Genomic DNA, 16,524 nt, shown 5'->3' on the forward strand with positions numbered 1-16,524 from the left:
CCGTGCCCCGACCGGCGATAGAGTCGGAGGCATGACGCGCATCATCTCAGGAGCCGCAGGAGGCACGACGCTCACCAGCGTCGACGGAAACGGCACGCGGCCGACGACGGACCGCGTCAAGGAAGCACTGTTCTCGAGCCTCGAGTCCTACGGCGTGGTGCACGGGGCGCACGTCCTGGACCTCTATGCCGGTTCGGGCTCGCTCGGGGTGGAGAGTGCGAGCCGCGGCGCCGCCTCCGTGGACCTCGTCGAATCCGCCGATCGGGCCGCAGCCGTCGCCCAGCGGAACGCCGACCTCGTGAACCGCGTCCTCGGCTGGACGGCCGTCCGCGTGCACCGCACGAAGGTCGAGACCTACCTCGATCGGGTGGCCCCCGAACTGACCTGGGACCTCGTCCTCATGGATCCGCCCTACACGGTGCGTGAGGACGGCGTGGTCGCCGTCCTCGATGCCCTCGAGACGCGCCTGGCGGAGGGTGCCGTCGTCGTCGTCGAGCGATCGGCGCGGACCCCGGAACCGGCGTGGCCCGCGTGGCTCGAACGCTTCTCGGACAAGAAGTACGGGGAGACACGCCTGTGGTTCCTGGAGCCCGTCGTGGAGCCCGATGTGGGGTCCGATGTGGATTCGGATGGTGACTCCGCCGGGGAAGCCTCCGCCGACTAGCAGCTCTCCCTCGCGCGGGCGCAGATAGTGCCGGGCGCAGAAAGGGCCGAGCGCAGAAGGCGCCGTGCCGGTCCTCCGGCACGGCGCCTTCTGCCATGGGCTAGGCCCGGCGTCGTGTCCTCAGCAGGGCGGTCACGCCGGCGGCGAGTCCGAGCAGGCCGGCGATGAGGCCCGCCCAGCCGACGGCCGACGTCGACCCCGGCGTGCTGGACGCCGTCTGCTCCGCGTCGATCGCCTCCGGGGATGCTTCCGGGGTCGCCTCGGCCGCGTTGTGGGACCCGCCGTGGGCGTCACCCTCGACGGCGGCCGTGGTCACGAACGAGGGCGCCGGCTTGTCGGGTTCCTCGGCGCCCTCGACGGTCTCCTGGTCCCACGCGACGACGTCACCGTCCGTATAGGACTGGGAGGTCGGGAGCAGCACCGTGGATCCCGCCTCGGGCAGGCGCCCCACCGAGATCGAGAACGTCTGGTACTCCTGCTGCGAGATCTCGGCGCCCGCCTCCGCCGTCCACACGACGGACAAGGGAGCCTCCGTGATGGTCGCGCCGTCGGAGGTGGTCACCGGCTCCGGCAGGGCACCGGTCACCACCTCCGCCGTCCACCCCTCGACCGGCTTGACGCGGACGGACGTGAAGGGCTCGTCGGTGGGCAGCTGCACCTCGAGCTTGTTCGTCGCCGCGGTCTCCGATTCGTTGGGCACGCTGAAGGTGAGTTGCGCATAGCCGTTCTCCGTGGTGGACGCCGGCGCCACGGTCACGTGGGCGCTCGCCGCGCCGAGGCCGAGGGCCATCAGGCCGGCAGTGGTGAGGGCGACGGCTCCGGTAGTGAGGGTACGCCTGGGGTAGGAAGTCATGGAAATGCCTTTCGGGGATGCTGCTCCACGTCCGCGACAGCGGGATCGCGCGGGGCAGCAGGGAAGTGGGAAGGGTGCATCGGGAAGGCCCGCCGACGTACCCCGGTCCCTGTCAGGACGGGCCGGTTCAGGCGGGCAGCGGCGACGGACGCGGCGGACCGCGCAGGGTCGGCACGGAGGCGTGCACGGACAGCGGCGCGACGGGATGCGGCACGTCGGTCACGGCACGGGGCGTCGCCGGCACCGGGGAAGTGATGGAGGGCAGGGTCAGCAGGGGCCGTAGCCAGGCCAGGAGAAGCGTGACCGCCCGGTCGCTCCGCGCGACCGCGAGGGCCAGGACCACGGTGGCTGTCGCGTGCAGGACGACCATGGCGGGAGTGCCGACCGCACCGGCCATCCCGGTCGGCGCCACCGTGGAGCAGGCGAGCTCGAAGGCGGCGTGGTGGTCCGGCATCGTCGAGGAGCTCTGGCAGACCGCCGGGACGGAGGTCAGCGCGAAGACGTGGTGCAGCAGGAACTGCCCGCCTCCCATCGCCAGGAGGGCGGGCCGGACGGAGAGCGCCCGCCGGGCGAGCAGCGTCGCGGGCGCGAGGAGGAGGACTGCGAGCAGCAGCATCACCCCGGGGGCGGGCAGGTGCCCCGACGCCAGGACGTGGGACGCCGAGGAGACCGAGAGGATCAGCGAGACGAGGATCACGGACCGGACGTAGGTCAGGCTCGTTGCAGGCACCCGTCCCTCCTTCCCGTCGCTCCGCGCAGTCGTGGAAGCCTCGCTGGATTCAGCGGCTCCATCTCAGGTTACCGTCGGCGCGCCGGCTTCCACGTCAGTACTTCGCGCGGGGCGGTCCCGTGGATGGGCACGGAAGCCGCTGCGCTCCTCCTAGTTCTTCGGGTTCGGCTGGCGGGGATCCTGCTCGCCCATGTCCGCCGCACCGAGCGCGCCGGCGGCAGGTGAGTGGCTGGTCTCGTTGAAGCGCGCCACCAGTTCGGGGTGGTGGAGATCGAGCGCAGGGCGCTCCGAGCGGATGCGGGGGATGGACACCAAGTTGTGGCGCGGCGGCGGGCAGGAGGTCGCCCACTCCAGCGAGGCACCGAAGCCCCACGGGTCGTCGACGTCGACCTTCTTGCCCTTGCGCCAGGTGATGTACACGTTCCAGAAGAACGGGATGATGGACGCGCCGAGAAGGAAGGAGCCGATGGTGGAGAACTGGTGCATTTCGGTGAAGCCGTCCTCGGGCAGGTAGTCGGCGTAGCGGCGGGGCATGCCCTGGACGCCGAGCCAGTGCTGGATCAGGAACGTGGCGTGGAAGCCGAGGAACAGCATCCAGAAGTGGATCTTCCCCCACCGCTCGTTGAGCATGGTCCCGGTGAACTTGGGCCACCAGAAGTAGAAGCCGGCGAACATCGCGAACACCACGGTGCCGAAGACCACGTAGTGGAAGTGCGCGACCACGAAGTAGGTGTCCGAGACGTGGAAGTCCAGCGGCGGTGAGGCCAGGATCACGCCGGTGAGGCCGCCGAAGATGAAGGTCACGAGGAAGCCGAGGCTCCAGAGCATCGGCGTCTCGAACGTCAGCGATCCCCGCCACATGGTGCCGATCCAGTTGAAGACCTTCACGCCCGTCGGAACGGCGATGAGCATGGTCGTGAAGGCGAAGAACGGCAGCAGGACGGCTCCGGTGACGTACATGTGGTGTGCCCAGACCGTCACGGAGAGCGCGGCGATGGCGATCGTCGCGAAGACCAGGCCCTTGTAGCCGAAGATCGGCTTGCGGCTGAACACCGGGAAGATCTCCGAGACGATGCCGAAGAACGGCAGCGCGATGATGTAGACCTCGGGGTGGCCGAAGAACCAGAAGAGGTGCTGCCACATGATCGCCCCGCCGTTCTCCGGGTCGAAGATGTGCGCGCCGAAGCGGCGGTCCGCGCCGAGGGCGAACAGGGCGGCGGCCAGGACGGGGAAGGCCATCAGGACGAGGATCGAGGTGATCAGGGTGTTCCAGGTGAAGATCGGCATGCGCCACATGGTCATGCCCGGGACGCGCATGCAGATGATCGTCGTGACGAAGTTGACCGAGCCGAGGATGGTGCCGAACCCGGCCAGGGCGAGCCCGAAGACCCACAGGTCCCCACCGATGCTGGGGGAGAAGCTGACGTTCGCGAGGGGCGGGTAGGCGGTCCAGCCGAACCCTCGCTGCTCTGCGGGGTGAAGATGCCGAGACCGACGATGATCCCGCCGAAGAGGTAGAAGTAGTAGGCCAGGGCGTTGAGCCGGGGGAAGGCGACATCGGGTGCGCCGATCTGCAGCGGCATGATGACGTTCGCGAAGCCCGCGAACAGCGGTGTCGCGAAGAGGAGCAGCATGATCGTGCCGTGCATCGTGAACAGCTGGTTGTACTGCTCCTTGGTCTGCAGGATCTGCATGCCCGGTGCGAAGAGTTCCGCCCGGATCAGCAGGGCCTCGACGCCGCTCAGGGAGAACCACACGAACGACGTGATGATGTAGAGGTAGCCGATCGTCTTGTGGTCGGTGGTCGTCATCCACTCGAGGAAGATCCGGCCGGGGGACCGGGTTCCGGGCGTTGCCGCCGGCGTCGCTGCAAGGGTCGAATCTGCGTATTCAGCGGTCACGGTCCGCTCCTGCCGGGTAGGGATGGGGGAGGTTCATGCGGCGAAGCGGTGGCTCCCGTGCGGGCGCGGGAACCGGGAGGGGCACGAGGGGAGGACCTCGGGCACGATCAGCGAGCACGAGCCGGCGGAATCGCCGACGACGGGCTGGGCTTCCAGGCCGCTGATCCCGAGGCGTTCGAGCGCGTCGATCCCCGCGATCTCGATGTGCTGCGCGCTGCTCGCATCGATCACGACGTTCGGCTCCTGCAGGATGCGGAAGCTACGGCGGACGATGGGCAGGAGAGCCCGGCAGTTCTCCTCCGTGAGGCACCCTCGCACTTCCATGCGTGCCCAGCGGAGGTCGATGTCCAGGCGGACGGTGATGCGCAATGTGTGGCTCATGGCCCAGGTCCTCCGAAGAGCGGTCCTCGATGCCCGGCTGCTCAAGCCCTTTAAGGCTAGGAGGAGCTGTCGGACCCGGGCGCGGAAGAATCCTGCTTGACAAGCACGGCGCCGGGCGACCATGGCGTGCTGAACATCAGGGTCGGAAGGGTCGGGGCGGAGCTACCGGCCCATCGGCTGCTCGAACGCCGCCCGCTCGGCGTCGACGAGGACGGCGGCGGGGTGCGGACCCGCGGCACGCAGGGCCGAGGTCCAGGACTCCGGCCACGGCGTCCTGCGTGCCGCGATGATGACGTTCCCGGCGCTCGCACCGCCGACCATGCCCGCCTCGGTGAGGACGGCCGTCGCGGTGGCCAGGGCGGAGAGCTGCCTGCTCTGCGCGCGGGCGAAGGCGAGCGGCGGGTCGTCGCCGACGTTGACGAGGACCACGCCGTCGTCGGCGCAGACCCTCAGGAGGTGCGCGGCGAAATCCGGGCCGGTGAGATGGGCGGGGGCGTCGGCCCCCGCGAAGATGTCCAGCACCACGGCGTCGAAGGCCGCATCCGGCTGCTCGAGCACGGCGTCGGCGGCGTCGCCGACGACGACCTCGCACACCGTGCCCTCGGCCAGCGGCATGGCATCGAGGACGAAGTCGACCAGTTCTGCTTCCAGGTCGACGGCGACCTGCACGGATCTCGGACGCGTCGCCTGGACGTACCGGACGAGGGTCAGGGCTCCCGCGCCCAGGTGCAGGATCCGCAGCGGAGCGCCCGGTGGCTTGACCAGGTCGAGAACTGCCGCCACGCGACGCAGGTACTCGTAGAACACCCGTTCCGGGTGGTGCACGTCGACATGCGACTGCTGCGCCCCTCCGATGCTGAGGATGAGCGCGCCGTCGATGTATGCGTCCTCGTCGATCTCGGCGTAGGCACCCGCGCCGGGAAGCCAGCGCGTGGGGACCTCGAACTCTTCGTCCGTGCCGGGAGCCGTGCTCACACGCGCTTCCGCAGGGTCGCGAGGCGCAGTGCGCCCTCCTCGATGACGTCGAACCGCTTGCAGAACGCGAACCGCAGCATCGAGCGCGTACGCCGGGCACCCTCCTCGTGGCAGAACATCGCCACGGGGATCGCCGCGACCCCGATCAGCGACGGCAGGCGCCGTGCCAGGTCCGTGGCGTCGTCGATACCCAGCGGCGCGGCATCGACCATCGTGAAGAACGTGCCCTTCGGCTCGAAGACCTCGAACCCGGCGGCGCGGAGGCCCTCGCCCAGCAGGTCCCGCTTCTTCCGCAGCATGGCCGCGGCGGAGGTGAAGAACTCCTCCGGCAGCCCCAGCCCGAGGGCGACGGCTCCCTGGAACGGTGTTCCCGAGGTGTAGGTCAGGAAGGTCTTCACGGTACGGACCTGCGCCACGAGGTCGGCGGGTCCGCTGAGCCAGCCCACCTTCCAGCCCGTGACCGAGAAGGTCTTGCCCGCGGAGGAGATCGTGAGGGTGCGTTCCGCCGCCCCGGGCAGCGAGGCGATGGGGACGTGCGGCACACCGAAGGTCAGGTGCTCGTACACCTCGTCCGTCACGATGATGGCACCGTGGCGTTCCGCCAGCCGCACGATGAGCTCGAGCGCCGGCCGGGCGAGGACGCTGCCGGTCGGGTTGTGCGGATTGTTCACCACGACGATCCGCGTGCGCTCGCTGAACGCGGCCTCCAGGCTTGCCGCGTCCGGCTGGAAGTCCGGAGCGTTCAGGGGAGCGGTGGTGTGGGTGGCGCCCGAGAGCCCGATGACGGCCCCGTAGGAGTCGTAGAAGGGTTCGAAGGTCAGCACCTCGTCGCCCGGGCCGGCGAAGGCGAGGATCGCCGCCGCGATCGACTCCGTGGCGCCCGTGCTGACGATCACCTCGGTCTGCGGATCGATGTGCAGTCCGTAGAAGCGTTCCTGGTGTGCAGCGATGGCATGGCGCAGGACGGCGAGGCCCTGACCGGGTGCGTACTGGTTGGCGCCGTCGGCGATCGCTGCACGGGCCGCGTCGAGGATCTCGCGTGGACCGTCCTCGTCCGGGAACCCCTGTCCGAGGTTGATCGCCGAATGCTTCTGGGCGAGCGCCGTCACCTCCTCGAAGATGGTGATGCCGAGGGTGCCGTCGCCGCCGAGCAGGTTCGCACCGCGCGCGGCCCTCGTCCAGGGTGCCGTACTGCTGCTCGGAATGGCTGCCGCCCGCGCGTCTGTGGTCATGACACCAGTATCGCCGGTCCCGCGCGTCCGGCCGCAGACCGCCGTGCCCTCCGCGGTATGCCGGGGGGCGGGGTGTGCGCGCGGGTGGGGAGGACTGGGTACCGTGGGGGCATGAGCCGCGCCGTCTGCCCCGGATCGTTCGACCCCCTCCACAACGGACACATCGAGGTCATCGGTCGTGCCGCCCGGTTGTTCGACGAGGTGATCGTCGCCGTGTCGACCAACTACGCCAAGAAGTACCGGTTCGACGTCGACGAGCGCATCGCCTTCTGCCGCGACGGCCTCGCGCACCTGCCCGGCGTGACAGTGCTGCCCATGGGCCCCGGCCTCGTCGCCGACTTCTGCAGGGAGCACGGCGCGGCGGCACTCGTCAAAGGGCTGCGATCAGGGCTCGACTTCGACTACGAACTCCCCATGGCGACCATGAACCGCCACCTGACCGACGTCGAGACCGTCTTCGTCCCCACCGGTACGACGTTCGCCCATGTCTCCTCCACCCTGCTGAAGGAGGTCGCGTCCCTGGGCGGCGACGTCCGTCCGTTCGTTCCCGACGCCGTCTACCGTTCCCTGCACTGATCCGGCGGCGCCTCAGACCGGTCGAGCGCACGCGGGGCGGGCCAGGGCTGCGGCCAGTGCCGTGGTCTCCTCGACGAACCGTCCGAGCCACTCCAGGGCGTCGAGGTCCGGCGTCGATTCGGCCATGGTGACGTCGGCCCCGGAGCACTGGGAGATGTTCGTGGAGGCGCGTGTCACGTGGTAGGTCGAGGTGACGACGACGATCCTGTCCCAGCCGCGGTCGCGGGCGAGCGCGGCGATCGCACGCGCCTCGCCCCTCGTGGTCAGGGGATCCGAACGGAAGCAGGTCGTGCCGGGTAACTCCGCGGCGCACAGGGCGTCGGCCGCGGAGTTGCCCGGCAGCCCCGTCGAGGAGAGCACGAGTTCGTCGGCGACGCCGCGCTCGATCAGCCGCTGGCCCGCGGGAAGCCTCTCGCCCGCGGCTCCGGCCAGCACCACCACCGCATCGGCCGTCCCGACCGTCCGCAGCGGAGGGTTGTAGAACAGCACATAGGCGAGGATCAGCCACGCGAGGAGACAGGCGGTGGCGATCCCGGCCGCTGTCCGCAGGGCGCGGACCGCCCGACGGCGACGCGGGTCGGCCGGTGCCGGGCGGGGATCGGACGTCATCGTCCGAGCGTAGACGGGTCCGCCCGTTTTGGGACTGCCCGCCTCATCGGGCTAGGATGGTACGTCGGTCATATGTTCTACAGGAGTCATCATCAACAGCGATCTCAGTTCGCCTTTGACTTTCAGCGTCAAGGATCTCGGACGCAGTCCGGGAAGCATGCGGACAGTGGAAGAACATGTACCGGCACCGAAGGATTTCGGCGTTGCGCTGATCGGCGTGCAGGAGGGTTCCGAGATGGAACTGGACCTGCGTTTCGAATCGGTGCACGAGGGAATCCTGGTGTCGGGTACGGCAAACGTCGAGGTAACCGGCGAGTGCGGCCGTTGCCTGGAGCCCCTGCGGTTCGACCGTGAGGTGGACGTCCAGGAGCTCTTCTTCTACAGCGACTCCGAGTCGCTGTCGGTGGAAGAGGAAGAAGATCAGCACAGGGTGGAGAACGATTCGGTCGATCTGGAACCCGTGCTGAGGGATGCAGTGGTTACGTCGCTGCCATTCCAGCCGGTGTGCCGGGAGGATTGCAAGGGTCTGTGCTCCGAATGCGGAGCGCAGCTCAATGACGATCCGGACCACCACCATGAAGTTTTGGACCCTCGCTGGTCAGCCCTTGCAGGGCTGACGGGCACCGCCGCCGGTAACGACGCGGCAACCAAGTCAGAGTCAGACGAGAGAGAAGAGAGTTAGCCGTGGCTGTCCCGAAGCGGAAGATGTCCCGCGCGAATACCCGTGCACGCCGGTCCCAGTGGAAGGCAACCGCCCCCAAGCTGGTCAAGACCCTCGAGAACGGTCGCGTCACCTACAGCCTCGCCCACCAGGCCAAGGTTGTCACCGATTCAGCCGGTACCCCGCTGTTCCTCGAGTACAAGGGCCGCAAGGTAGCCGACGTCTGACAACGGGGTGCGGCCCGCTGCATGCCCGGTGCTGCAGTGGGCACCCGTTCGATGCTGGATCAGCTGATGCGGTTGTGAAGAATGCAGAAGAACTCACGAAGCGTCTTGGTGTCGATATCAACACCGAGACGCTTCGTCTTGCCCTGACGCACCGGTCCTACGCCTATGAGAAGGGCGGGATCCCCACCAACGAGCGGCTCGAATTCCTGGGCGACTCGGTGCTCGGCCTCTCGGTGACCGACGCCCTGTACCGGGACAACCCCGACCTCTCCGAGGGTGAGCTCGCCAAGCGGCGGTCCGCCGTCGTCAGCACCAGGGCGCTCGCCGGAGTGGCCCGCACGCTCGACCTCGGCAGCCACGTGCTGCTCGGACAGGGCGAGAAGCTCACCAACGGCCGGGACAAGGCATCCATCCTCGCGGACACCATGGAGGCCGTCATCGGTGCCGCCTACCTGAGCCACGGGATCGAGATCGCGAGGGCCATGGTCATGAGGCTCATCGGGCCGCTCCTGCGCGACTCCGCTGTCCTCGGCGAAGGCACGGACTGGAAGACCCGCATCCAGGAGACCGCGGCCGCCCGCCGGCTCGGCCTGATCGACTACCAGGTGGTGGGCGCCGGTCCCGACCACGCCCGTACGTTCACCGCGCGCCTCGTGATCGGCGGCGTCGAGTACGGCTCCGGGTGCGGCCACTCGAAGAAGGAGGCGGAGCAGGAGGCTGCTGCCGCCTCCTGGAAGCTGCTCGCACCCGGGGCCGGGACGACGCCCGACGGCGAACCGCACGACGCGCCCGCAGCGCCCCCCGGACCCTGAGTGCCTGAACTGCCCGAGGTCGAGGTGGTACGGCGTGGGCTGGCGCGCTGGGTCACGGGCCGTACCGTCGAGGCCGTCGAGGTGGTGGACCCGCGGTCGCTGCGACGCCACGTCGCAGGCGTCGAGGACTTCCGTGGCAACGTCACCGGAGCACGCGTCACGGACGTGGTGCGGCGCGGGAAGTTCCTCTGGATGACCCTCCAGGACCCGGACGCCCCACGTGACGTCTCGCACGTCGCACTGATGGCGCACCTCGGCATGAGCGGCCAGCTGCTCATCGAGGAGCCGGAGGCCCCCCTCGAGAAACACCTGAAGGTTCGCCTTCGGCTCTCCACCGCCGTCGACGACGAGGGTGCCCCGCTCCCCGCCGACCTCCGCTTCGTCGACCAGAGGATCTTCGGGGGCATGTTCGTCGCCGATCTCGAGCCCACCGCCGACGGCGCGCCGGGTGGTCGCGGAGACACGGACCTGCCCCTCGTCCCGCATCAGGCCGCACACATCGCGCGTGACCCCCTTGACCCCGCGTTCTCCGTCGAATCCTTCCACCGGCGTCTCCGCGAGCGGAGGACGGGCCTCAAGCGCGCCCTCCTCGACCAGGGCCTCATCTCGGGGATCGGCAACATCTACGCGGACGAGGCGCTGTGGGCGGCGAGACTCCACTACGCGCGCCCCACGGACACTCTGCGCCGTCCCGACACCCTCCGTATCGTCGAGGCGGTCACCACGGTCATGACCCGGGCCCTGGACGCCGGCGGCACGAGTTTCGACGCACTGTACGTCAACGTCAACGGCGCGTCGGGCTACTTCGCCCGCGACCTCGAAGCCTACGGCCGTGCCGGGCAACCCTGCCGTCGCTGCGCAGCCGAAGGGCGCTCGACCCTCATCCGGCGCGAAGCCTTCATGAACAGGTCATCGTCCCTCTGCCCGTACTGCCAGCCGAGGCCGCGGAACGCTCGGGCCTAGTCGGCGCGGGGGGATTATGGCACCGTCGGCGCCGTAACCCAAACGTGACAACCGGAAGCTCAACGGGTACCGTTGACCCCGCGCCTGCTCCACAACGGAGGGGCGCCCCTCCTCACTCTGCCTAACCCTGTCGATGAGGACGGACCGTTCGCACTACACATTCGACAGGGGCGGGGGAACCGATAGCGGACTCAGTCCTGAGTCCTAGGGGTAAAGACGCGCGTCGACCAGCGCATGTTCGCTGGAACGAGAACAGCACGTCCGGATGTCCCATCCGAACCCGACAGCTAACTTCGCAGGCATTGGGAAAGGCATGATTATGTCCAAGAGCACTTCAGCGCGCCACCGGGCCGTCCCCACGCGCACCAACCCCCTTCTCACCGCCTCCCGCGCGATCTCCGCGAGTGCTTCGGTGGCCGGCAAGCCCGCCGCCGTCGTCGTCGCAGCATCCGGGATCATGTTCGGCGCAGCGCTCCCCGCGAGTGCCGCAGGCGAGATCACCCTGCAGGCCGCACCCGAGCAGGTCGCGGCGTCCACCGTCGCGGCGGGCACCTACACCGTCCAGGCCGGCGACACGCTGGGCAGCATCGCTGCCTCGCACGGCGTCAGCCTCGACACCCTGTTCACGGCCAACGGACTCGGCTACAGCTCGGTCATCTACCCGGGCCAGGCCCTCGCGCTCACCGGCACTGCCGCTCCCCAGCAGTACTCCGCCCAGTCCGCAACGATCGTCGCTGCCCCCGCAGCGATCGCGGCACCGGCACCCGTGGCGGCACCCGCACCCGTGGCAGCACCCGCGGTCTTCTCGGGGAACACCACCGGACTCAGCACGCAGTCCGCCTCGATCAGCCCCGCCGGCGGAGGCATCGTCGGCACGGCCATGCAGGGCATCGGCTCGGGCTACGTGTACGGCGGAACCTCGTTCGGCGGCTGGGACTGCTCCGGCTTCGTGCAGTGGGTCTACGCGCAGAACGGCATCAGCCTGCCGCGCACCACCTGGTCGCAGTTCGCTGCTCTCACCCCCACCAGCAACCCGCAGCCGGGCGACCTGGTGAGCCAGAACGGTGGAAGCCACGTCGGTATCTACCTCGGCAACGGCCAGATGGTCAGCGCCCTGAACCCCTCGCAGGGCACGCTGGTGCACTCGGTCAACGCCATGTCGGTGGACGGGTACTACACCCGCTAGGAATCGCGACCGGCGTCAGCCGGTCGTCCCAGGTACAGGTACGCGGAAGGGCGGGATGCCGGGCATCCCGCCCTTCCGCGTACCCGGGGAGAGGCGGTGGCGGCGCGTTCCCGCCCGGGGGCCGGAGTCCTCAGCCGCCGTAGTGCGCCGCGAGGCGCTGGAACCCCTGGTCGATGCTGACCGCCGGCGTCCAGTCGAGCACGGCCCGGGTCCGCCGCTGGTCGAACCAGTGTGCGGTGGACAGCTGTTCGGCCAGGAAGCGGGTCATGGGCGGCTCCTCGGCGCGGCCGAGCGCCAGCCAGGCGCGTTCGATGACCGTCCCCGCCGCCCGTGCTACCGATCCGGGCACCGACCATGCCGGTGGGCGGACGCCGGCGGCGCGGCAGATCCCTGCGAGCAGCTCCGCGATGGGCCGCGGCTCGCCGTTGGTCACGACGAAGGCCTGGCCCTGCGCCTCGCCGATACGGGCGAGGCAGGCGACGATCGCCGACGCCGCGTTGTCCACGTAGGTGGTGTCGATCAGTGCGGTGCCACCGTCGAGCAGCGGCAGCCGTCCCCGCCGGGCCCGGTCGACGACGCGCTCGACGAGCTGCGTGTCACCGGGTCCCCAGACGATGTGCGGGCGCACCGCGGCGACGCGGAACGACGCCGTGGAGCGTCCCAGCGCCAGCACCTCCGCCGCGGCCTTGGTCCGGGCGTAGTCGCCTCGTGCGGTCCCTGGGTCCGCCGGACCGGCGGACGCGCCGACCAGGGACGTGCCGTCGTGCGCCACGGAGGGCGAGGAGACGTGGACGACGTCGGGGATGCCGGCGCGCCGGGCGGCATCGAGCAGGCGCCGGGTCCCGTCCACGTTGGTCCTGTCGAAGTCGGCGGCGCGGCCGGTGAAGGAGACCTTCGCCGCGAGGTGGATCACGGCGTCGCACCCCCGGACCGCGGCGGCCACCGCCGCGTCGTCCTCGATGGAGCCCAGGACGTCGGCGGCCCCGACGATACCCGACGGGCGGCGCTGGAAGCACCGTACGTCGTGGCCGTCGGCGAGGAGCTGTCCGGCGACCGCGCGGCCGAGCATGCCGCTGGCGCCCGTCACGAGGACGGTCACAGGGAGCCGGCCCGCCCGCCGGCGAGGAACCGTCCGCTCCAGGCCGCGACGCGTGCGCGGTCGATCTTCGCATTGTGCCGGATGTCCACCGGCAGTGCGGGGACCGAGACGACCGCAGCGAGGTCCACGCCGCGCACGCCGGCCGCATCGCGGGCGGCAGCGGCGAGCGACGCATCAGCGAGCCGGGGGCGACGACCCGGCGTCGTCGTCTCGACGACCGCCACCACAGCCTGCGCGCCGGAGGGGCCGACGCCGACGACAGCTGCGAGACGGACGCCGTCGAGCGCCTCCAGCGACTGCTCGAGTCCCACCGGGGTCACCACCCCTCCCGGTGCGGTGATGACGTGGCCGAGCCGTCCTTCGACCCAGAGGCGGCCGTCGGCGTCGAAGTGGCCGACATCACCGGTGCGATGCCACGGACGCGTCCGTGCCGAGTCCTCCTGGGTGCGCCAGAGGCGGAAGTAGCGATCCTTGACGTGCGGAGCGTCGACGAGGATCTCGCCCGTCACCCCGGGAGTCCCGGTGGCTTCGCCGGTTGCCTCACCCGTGCCGTCGAGCGGGCTGACCGCGACGCGTGCGCCGTGCACCGGGAGACCCACGCACACGCCGTTGCCGGCGCCGTCCAGTCCCGCCTCTGCCGCCGTCGCGGCGGCCCGGATGCCGTCGAGGTCGATATCGGCGACGAGGAGGGACTCGGTCATGCCGTAGGGCGTGTGGAGGGCCGCGGACGGGACGAGTGCCTGGACCTCCTCGAGCAGCGGTACCGGGATCGGCGCCCCGGCGGAGAGCATCAGGGTGATCCGCTCCAGTGCCTCCCGGCCGGCCGCAGGGAGGTTGGCCGACGTCGCTAGGACGTTGCGCAGCGCCGCCGGCGACGCGAAGACGACGGTGGCGTCGATCGCGGCCGCGGCATCGGCCAGTGCCCGCGCCGTCAGGGTCCGCGGGGCGGTGACGTCCATGGCCGGGGTCACCGACGTCGCGCCGAGGGCCGGGCCGAGCAGGGCGAAGGGTGCGAATCCTGCGACGAGTGAGGCGCCCGGTCCCAGCCCGAGGGTGGATTCCACGGCGTCGCGCATGGCCGAGAGCCGGCGGTGCGTGTACACCACGCCCTTGGCCGGACCGGTGGACCCGGAGGTGAAGAGGATGGCGGCGTCGGTGTCCGGCGCGGGCGCGGCGCGCAGTGCTCCGGCGACCGGCCGGGCGGCACGGAGGTCGTTCAGGGACGCCTCGACGCGCAGCGCCTTCTTCTTAGCGGCAGGCAGGGGAGCGGCACTGATCCGCCGACCCGGCCAGCCGAAGGCCCGGGCTGCGAGGAGGGCGCGTTCGATGCCGATCACGACGTCGGGTGCGGACCCCTTGACGGCACGGTTGAGGCCGCGCGCGCCGAGGCCGGCATCGGCGACGACGATCACGGCGCCGATCTGCAGGCAGGCGTAGATCAGGACGGTGAGGTCCACTCCGGGCGGGACGAGCAGGCTGACCCTGCTGCCCGCGCCGTAGCCGAGCGCGGTGAGGCCGGCGGCCACGGCGTCGACATCGTCGGAGAGCTCGCGCCAGGTCAGCGTCCGCGGCGTGCCCGCGGGAGCCATCTCGGCGACCGCCGTCGTCCCTGCCTCGGGACCGGCGGCGAGCTCGGTGATCCGCCGGCCCAGCGGGGTGTAGGGACGGTCCTCCGGGGCGCTGTCGCCGGACCGGTCCGGTCGGGGCACGCCCACGGATCGGATGCCGAGCCACTCCATGGCGGTCGACGCCGTGTCGGCGTCCTCCTGCACCAGGTGGCCGGCCTGCTCGAAACGATGGATGTCCGCGGCGGGGAGGCGGCGGGCGAGGTCATCGAGGTAGGGGTCCGAGAAGATCGGGTCGTGCGGGCCCCACATCATCAGCACGGGCACGGCGAGGCTGCGGATGCCCTCCGCGACCGCGGTGAGGGCGGCGAAGCTCGGGTGGGACGGGTCGGCGGGGATGTCGGAGACGAAGTTGGCGATGCCCTCGCGGGCTGCCGGCGTGCGGTACGGGTCGCGGAACGCGCGGCGGACCCCACGCTCCAGCGCCGGCCGGGCGAGGGAGAGGGTCACGTCGAGGAAGGCCGTGCTGGTCCTCGTGCCCAGGCCGTGCACGCCGGGTGCCAGGGCGAGCCGCAGCGGTGCCGGGATGGGCCGGGCCGGATCCTGGTGGATGGCCGTGTTGGTCAGGATCACGCCCGCCAGGTCCCTGCGGTTGCGGTCGGCGTAGCCGAGGCTGACGACGCCGCCCCAGTCGTGCCCCACCGTGACCACGGGACCCGCGAGGCCGACGGCGGCGACGAAATCCTCGAGGTCGGTGATGCGGTGTTCGAGGCGCCGGAACGCGCCGGTGCGGTCGGAGTAGCCCATGTCGAGCTGGTCCACCGCGATCACGCGCCAGCCGGCCGTGCGACCGGCAGCGAGGTAGCTCCGCCACAGGTAGGACCAGGTGGGATTGCCGTGGACGCACAGGAGCGTTCCCGTGACCTCGTCATCGGCACCTGCGCCGAGCCCGTTGTCGAGGTAGTGCCAGCGGTGGCTGGTTCCCGGGGCGTCGGCCCCGCTGGTCGAGGGCACGTCGATGTACGCCGACCACGAGGGGTCGACGCCGGGGAGTTCTACCACGCAATCTCCATCATGGAGGTGTTCAGGCCCGAGCCGACGCCCAGGCACAGCACCCGGTCCCCGGGGGTGAGGGACTGCGACTCCTGGGCGAGGGTCATCGGCAGGGAGGCCGGCCCCACGTTGCCCCAGTGCGGGAAGGTGATCGGGACGCGCTCACGCTCGAGGTCGACGGCCTTGATGATGGCGTTGGTGTAGGAGTTGGAGACCTGGTGGGTGACGTAGCGGTCCATCGCGTCCCACGCCCAGCCGTCCGCCTGCGCCTCGTGCCACGCCGTGACGACGAGCTCCAGGCCGCCGTCGAGCAGTCCCTTCGTGTCGGTGTACATCCCGTCGATGCCGCCGACGCACAGCTCGTGGTGCTGCGTCCCCGCACGGGAGACGCCGCCGAGGATGCGGTGGGACCCGGGGTGGGCGTCGGCCGGGCCGATGACCGCGGCGGCCGCGCCGGAGCCGAGCGTGAGGGTCGCGAACTCGCTCAGGAAATCCTCGCGCGTCGAGTCCTCGCGGTTGAGGCGCTTGAAGGTGGCCTCCTGGGTCCGCTGGGCGTCCTCGCCGGCGACGATCAGGGCGTACTTGATCTGGCCGGAATCGATCATGTTCGCGGCGAGGGTCATCCCGTTGACGAACCCGAGGCAGGCGTTGGCCAGGTCGAAGTTCATCGCGGACGAGGGCAGCCCCAGCGAGTGGTGGATCTTCACGGCGACCGAGGGTTCGAGGTTGCGGCGGGTCACGGACGTGTTGATGAGCAGCCCGACGTCGCCCGGCTCGATGCCGGCCTCGGCCATGGCCTTGGCTCCCGCCTCGATCGCGGCGTCGTCGAAATCGGACCCGGGAGACCACCAGCGCCGTTCCGTCACCCCGGCCACGCGTTCGAGGAGCCTCTTCGAGAGGCGGAGCCTCTTCAGGCTGGGGGCCAGTCGTTCGTCGAACTCGGCGGAACTGACGACTACCGGCGCCTCCACACTCGTGACGGCGAGCAAGGCCGTGTTTTCATGTCGAAACGTCGCGTTACCGGTCAAATTTCCTGC

16 protein-coding genes, 1 pseudogene and 1 riboswitch are annotated in these 16,524 nt (G+C 70.3%); of the genes and pseudogenes, 7 read left to right on the plus strand and 10 right to left on the minus strand.

Going from position 1 to position 16,524, the window contains the following annotated elements; all coding sequences use genetic code 11:
* Positions 1 to 31: 31 nt before the first annotated feature.
* Positions 32 to 664, plus strand: a complete 633-nt coding sequence (gene rsmD, locus ACX80U_RS08710; RefSeq protein WP_459268116.1) for a 16S rRNA (guanine(966)-N(2))-methyltransferase RsmD — start codon at positions 32 to 34, stop codon at positions 662 to 664.
* Between the two features lie 100 nt (positions 665 to 764).
* Here the strand turns inward: rsmD and ACX80U_RS08715 are convergent, their stop codons facing one another.
* The 6 genes and pseudogenes from ACX80U_RS08715 to ACX80U_RS08740 all read right to left on the minus strand — a co-directional run bounded on the left by ACX80U_RS08715 (position 765) and on the right by ACX80U_RS08740 (position 6,736).
* A complete protein-coding gene (locus ACX80U_RS08715; protein ID WP_133080715.1) occupies positions 765 to 1,517 on the minus strand; it encodes a DUF1775 domain-containing protein in 753 nt (250 codons plus the stop codon).
* A 127-nt stretch (positions 1,518 to 1,644) separates the two neighbouring features.
* Entirely contained in the window at positions 1,645 to 2,247 is a 603-nt protein-coding gene (locus ACX80U_RS08720; RefSeq protein ID WP_459268117.1) for a hypothetical protein, read from the minus strand.
* A gap of 150 nt (positions 2,248 to 2,397) precedes the next feature.
* A pseudogene (gene ctaD, locus ACX80U_RS08725) lies at positions 2,398 to 4,073 on the minus strand (aa3-type cytochrome oxidase subunit I).
* 108 nt (positions 4,074 to 4,181) lie between these two features.
* The gene (locus tag ACX80U_RS08730; RefSeq protein WP_459268118.1) at positions 4,182 to 4,529 is read right to left on the minus strand and encodes a hypothetical protein; all 348 of its coding nucleotides are present in this window, start codon (positions 4,527 to 4,529) and stop codon (positions 4,182 to 4,184) included.
* Positions 4,530 to 4,691: 162 nt separating this feature from the next.
* The gene (locus tag ACX80U_RS08735; protein ID WP_459268119.1) at positions 4,692 to 5,504 is read right to left on the minus strand and encodes a spermidine synthase; all 813 of its coding nucleotides are present in this window, start codon (positions 5,502 to 5,504) and stop codon (positions 4,692 to 4,694) included.
* Positions 5,501 to 6,736, minus strand: a complete 1,236-nt coding sequence (locus tag ACX80U_RS08740; protein ID WP_459268120.1) for an aminotransferase class I/II-fold pyridoxal phosphate-dependent enzyme — start codon at positions 6,734 to 6,736, stop codon at positions 5,501 to 5,503. Before ACX80U_RS08740 ends, ACX80U_RS08735 begins: the two co-directional genes overlap by 4 nt.
* A gap of 111 nt (positions 6,737 to 6,847) precedes the next feature.
* Between ACX80U_RS08740 and coaD the strand changes: the two genes are divergently transcribed.
* A complete protein-coding gene (gene coaD, locus ACX80U_RS08745) occupies positions 6,848 to 7,312 on the plus strand; it encodes a pantetheine-phosphate adenylyltransferase (protein ID WP_133080710.1) in 465 nt (154 codons plus the stop codon).
* A gap of 12 nt (positions 7,313 to 7,324) precedes the next feature.
* On the opposite strand, the gene ACX80U_RS08750 is transcribed toward coaD, so the two are convergent.
* Entirely contained in the window at positions 7,325 to 7,921 is a 597-nt protein-coding gene (locus ACX80U_RS08750) for a YdcF family protein (protein WP_459268121.1), read from the minus strand.
* 115 nt (positions 7,922 to 8,036) lie between these two features.
* Here ACX80U_RS08750 and ACX80U_RS08755 point away from each other — a divergent pair, with 115 nt between their 5' ends.
* The 5 genes from ACX80U_RS08755 (at position 8,037) to ACX80U_RS08775 (ending at position 11,770) form a co-directional block, all read left to right on the plus strand.
* Positions 8,037 to 8,603: a YceD family protein gene (locus ACX80U_RS08755; protein ID WP_133080708.1), complete on the plus strand. Its 567-nt coding sequence runs from the start codon at positions 8,037 to 8,039 to the stop codon at positions 8,601 to 8,603.
* A gap of 2 nt (positions 8,604 to 8,605) precedes the next feature.
* Positions 8,606 to 8,809, plus strand: coding sequence for a 50S ribosomal protein L32 (gene rpmF / locus ACX80U_RS08760; RefSeq protein WP_043445822.1), 204 nt, complete (start codon positions 8,606 to 8,608; stop codon positions 8,807 to 8,809).
* A 74-nt stretch (positions 8,810 to 8,883) separates the two neighbouring features.
* Complete coding sequence (rnc, locus tag ACX80U_RS08765; protein ID WP_459268122.1) at positions 8,884 to 9,621, plus strand: ribonuclease III; 738 nt, start codon at positions 8,884 to 8,886, stop codon at positions 9,619 to 9,621.
* Positions 9,622 to 10,584: a bifunctional DNA-formamidopyrimidine glycosylase/DNA-(apurinic or apyrimidinic site) lyase gene (gene mutM, locus ACX80U_RS08770; protein ID WP_459268123.1), complete on the plus strand. Its 963-nt coding sequence runs from the start codon at positions 9,622 to 9,624 to the stop codon at positions 10,582 to 10,584.
* A 132-nt stretch (positions 10,585 to 10,716) separates the two neighbouring features.
* A riboswitch (cyclic di-AMP (ydaO/yuaA leader) is annotated at positions 10,717 to 10,901 on the plus strand.
* Positions 10,902 to 10,903: 2 nt separating this feature from the next.
* Entirely contained in the window at positions 10,904 to 11,770 is an 867-nt protein-coding gene (locus ACX80U_RS08775) for a C40 family peptidase (RefSeq protein WP_208741385.1), read from the plus strand.
* 130 nt (positions 11,771 to 11,900) lie between these two features.
* On the opposite strand, the gene ACX80U_RS08780 is transcribed toward ACX80U_RS08775, so the two are convergent.
* Genes ACX80U_RS08780 through ACX80U_RS08790 form a run of 3 tightly spaced genes read right to left on the minus strand, consistent with a single transcriptional unit; the run spans position 11,901 to position 16,515 of the window.
* Complete coding sequence (locus ACX80U_RS08780) at positions 11,901 to 12,869, minus strand: NAD-dependent epimerase/dehydratase family protein (protein ID WP_459268124.1); 969 nt, start codon at positions 12,867 to 12,869, stop codon at positions 11,901 to 11,903.
* A complete protein-coding gene (locus tag ACX80U_RS08785; protein WP_459268125.1) occupies positions 12,866 to 15,496 on the minus strand; it encodes an alpha/beta fold hydrolase in 2,631 nt (876 codons plus the stop codon). Before ACX80U_RS08785 ends, ACX80U_RS08780 begins: the two co-directional genes overlap by 4 nt.
* Positions 15,490 to 16,515, minus strand: a complete 1,026-nt coding sequence (locus ACX80U_RS08790; RefSeq protein ID WP_459268126.1) for a 3-oxoacyl-ACP synthase III — start codon at positions 16,513 to 16,515, stop codon at positions 15,490 to 15,492. Before ACX80U_RS08790 ends, ACX80U_RS08785 begins: the two co-directional genes overlap by 7 nt.
* Positions 16,516 to 16,524: the final 9 nt, after the last annotated feature.

It is taken from the genome of Arthrobacter sp. TmT3-37, from assembly GCF_054510835.1.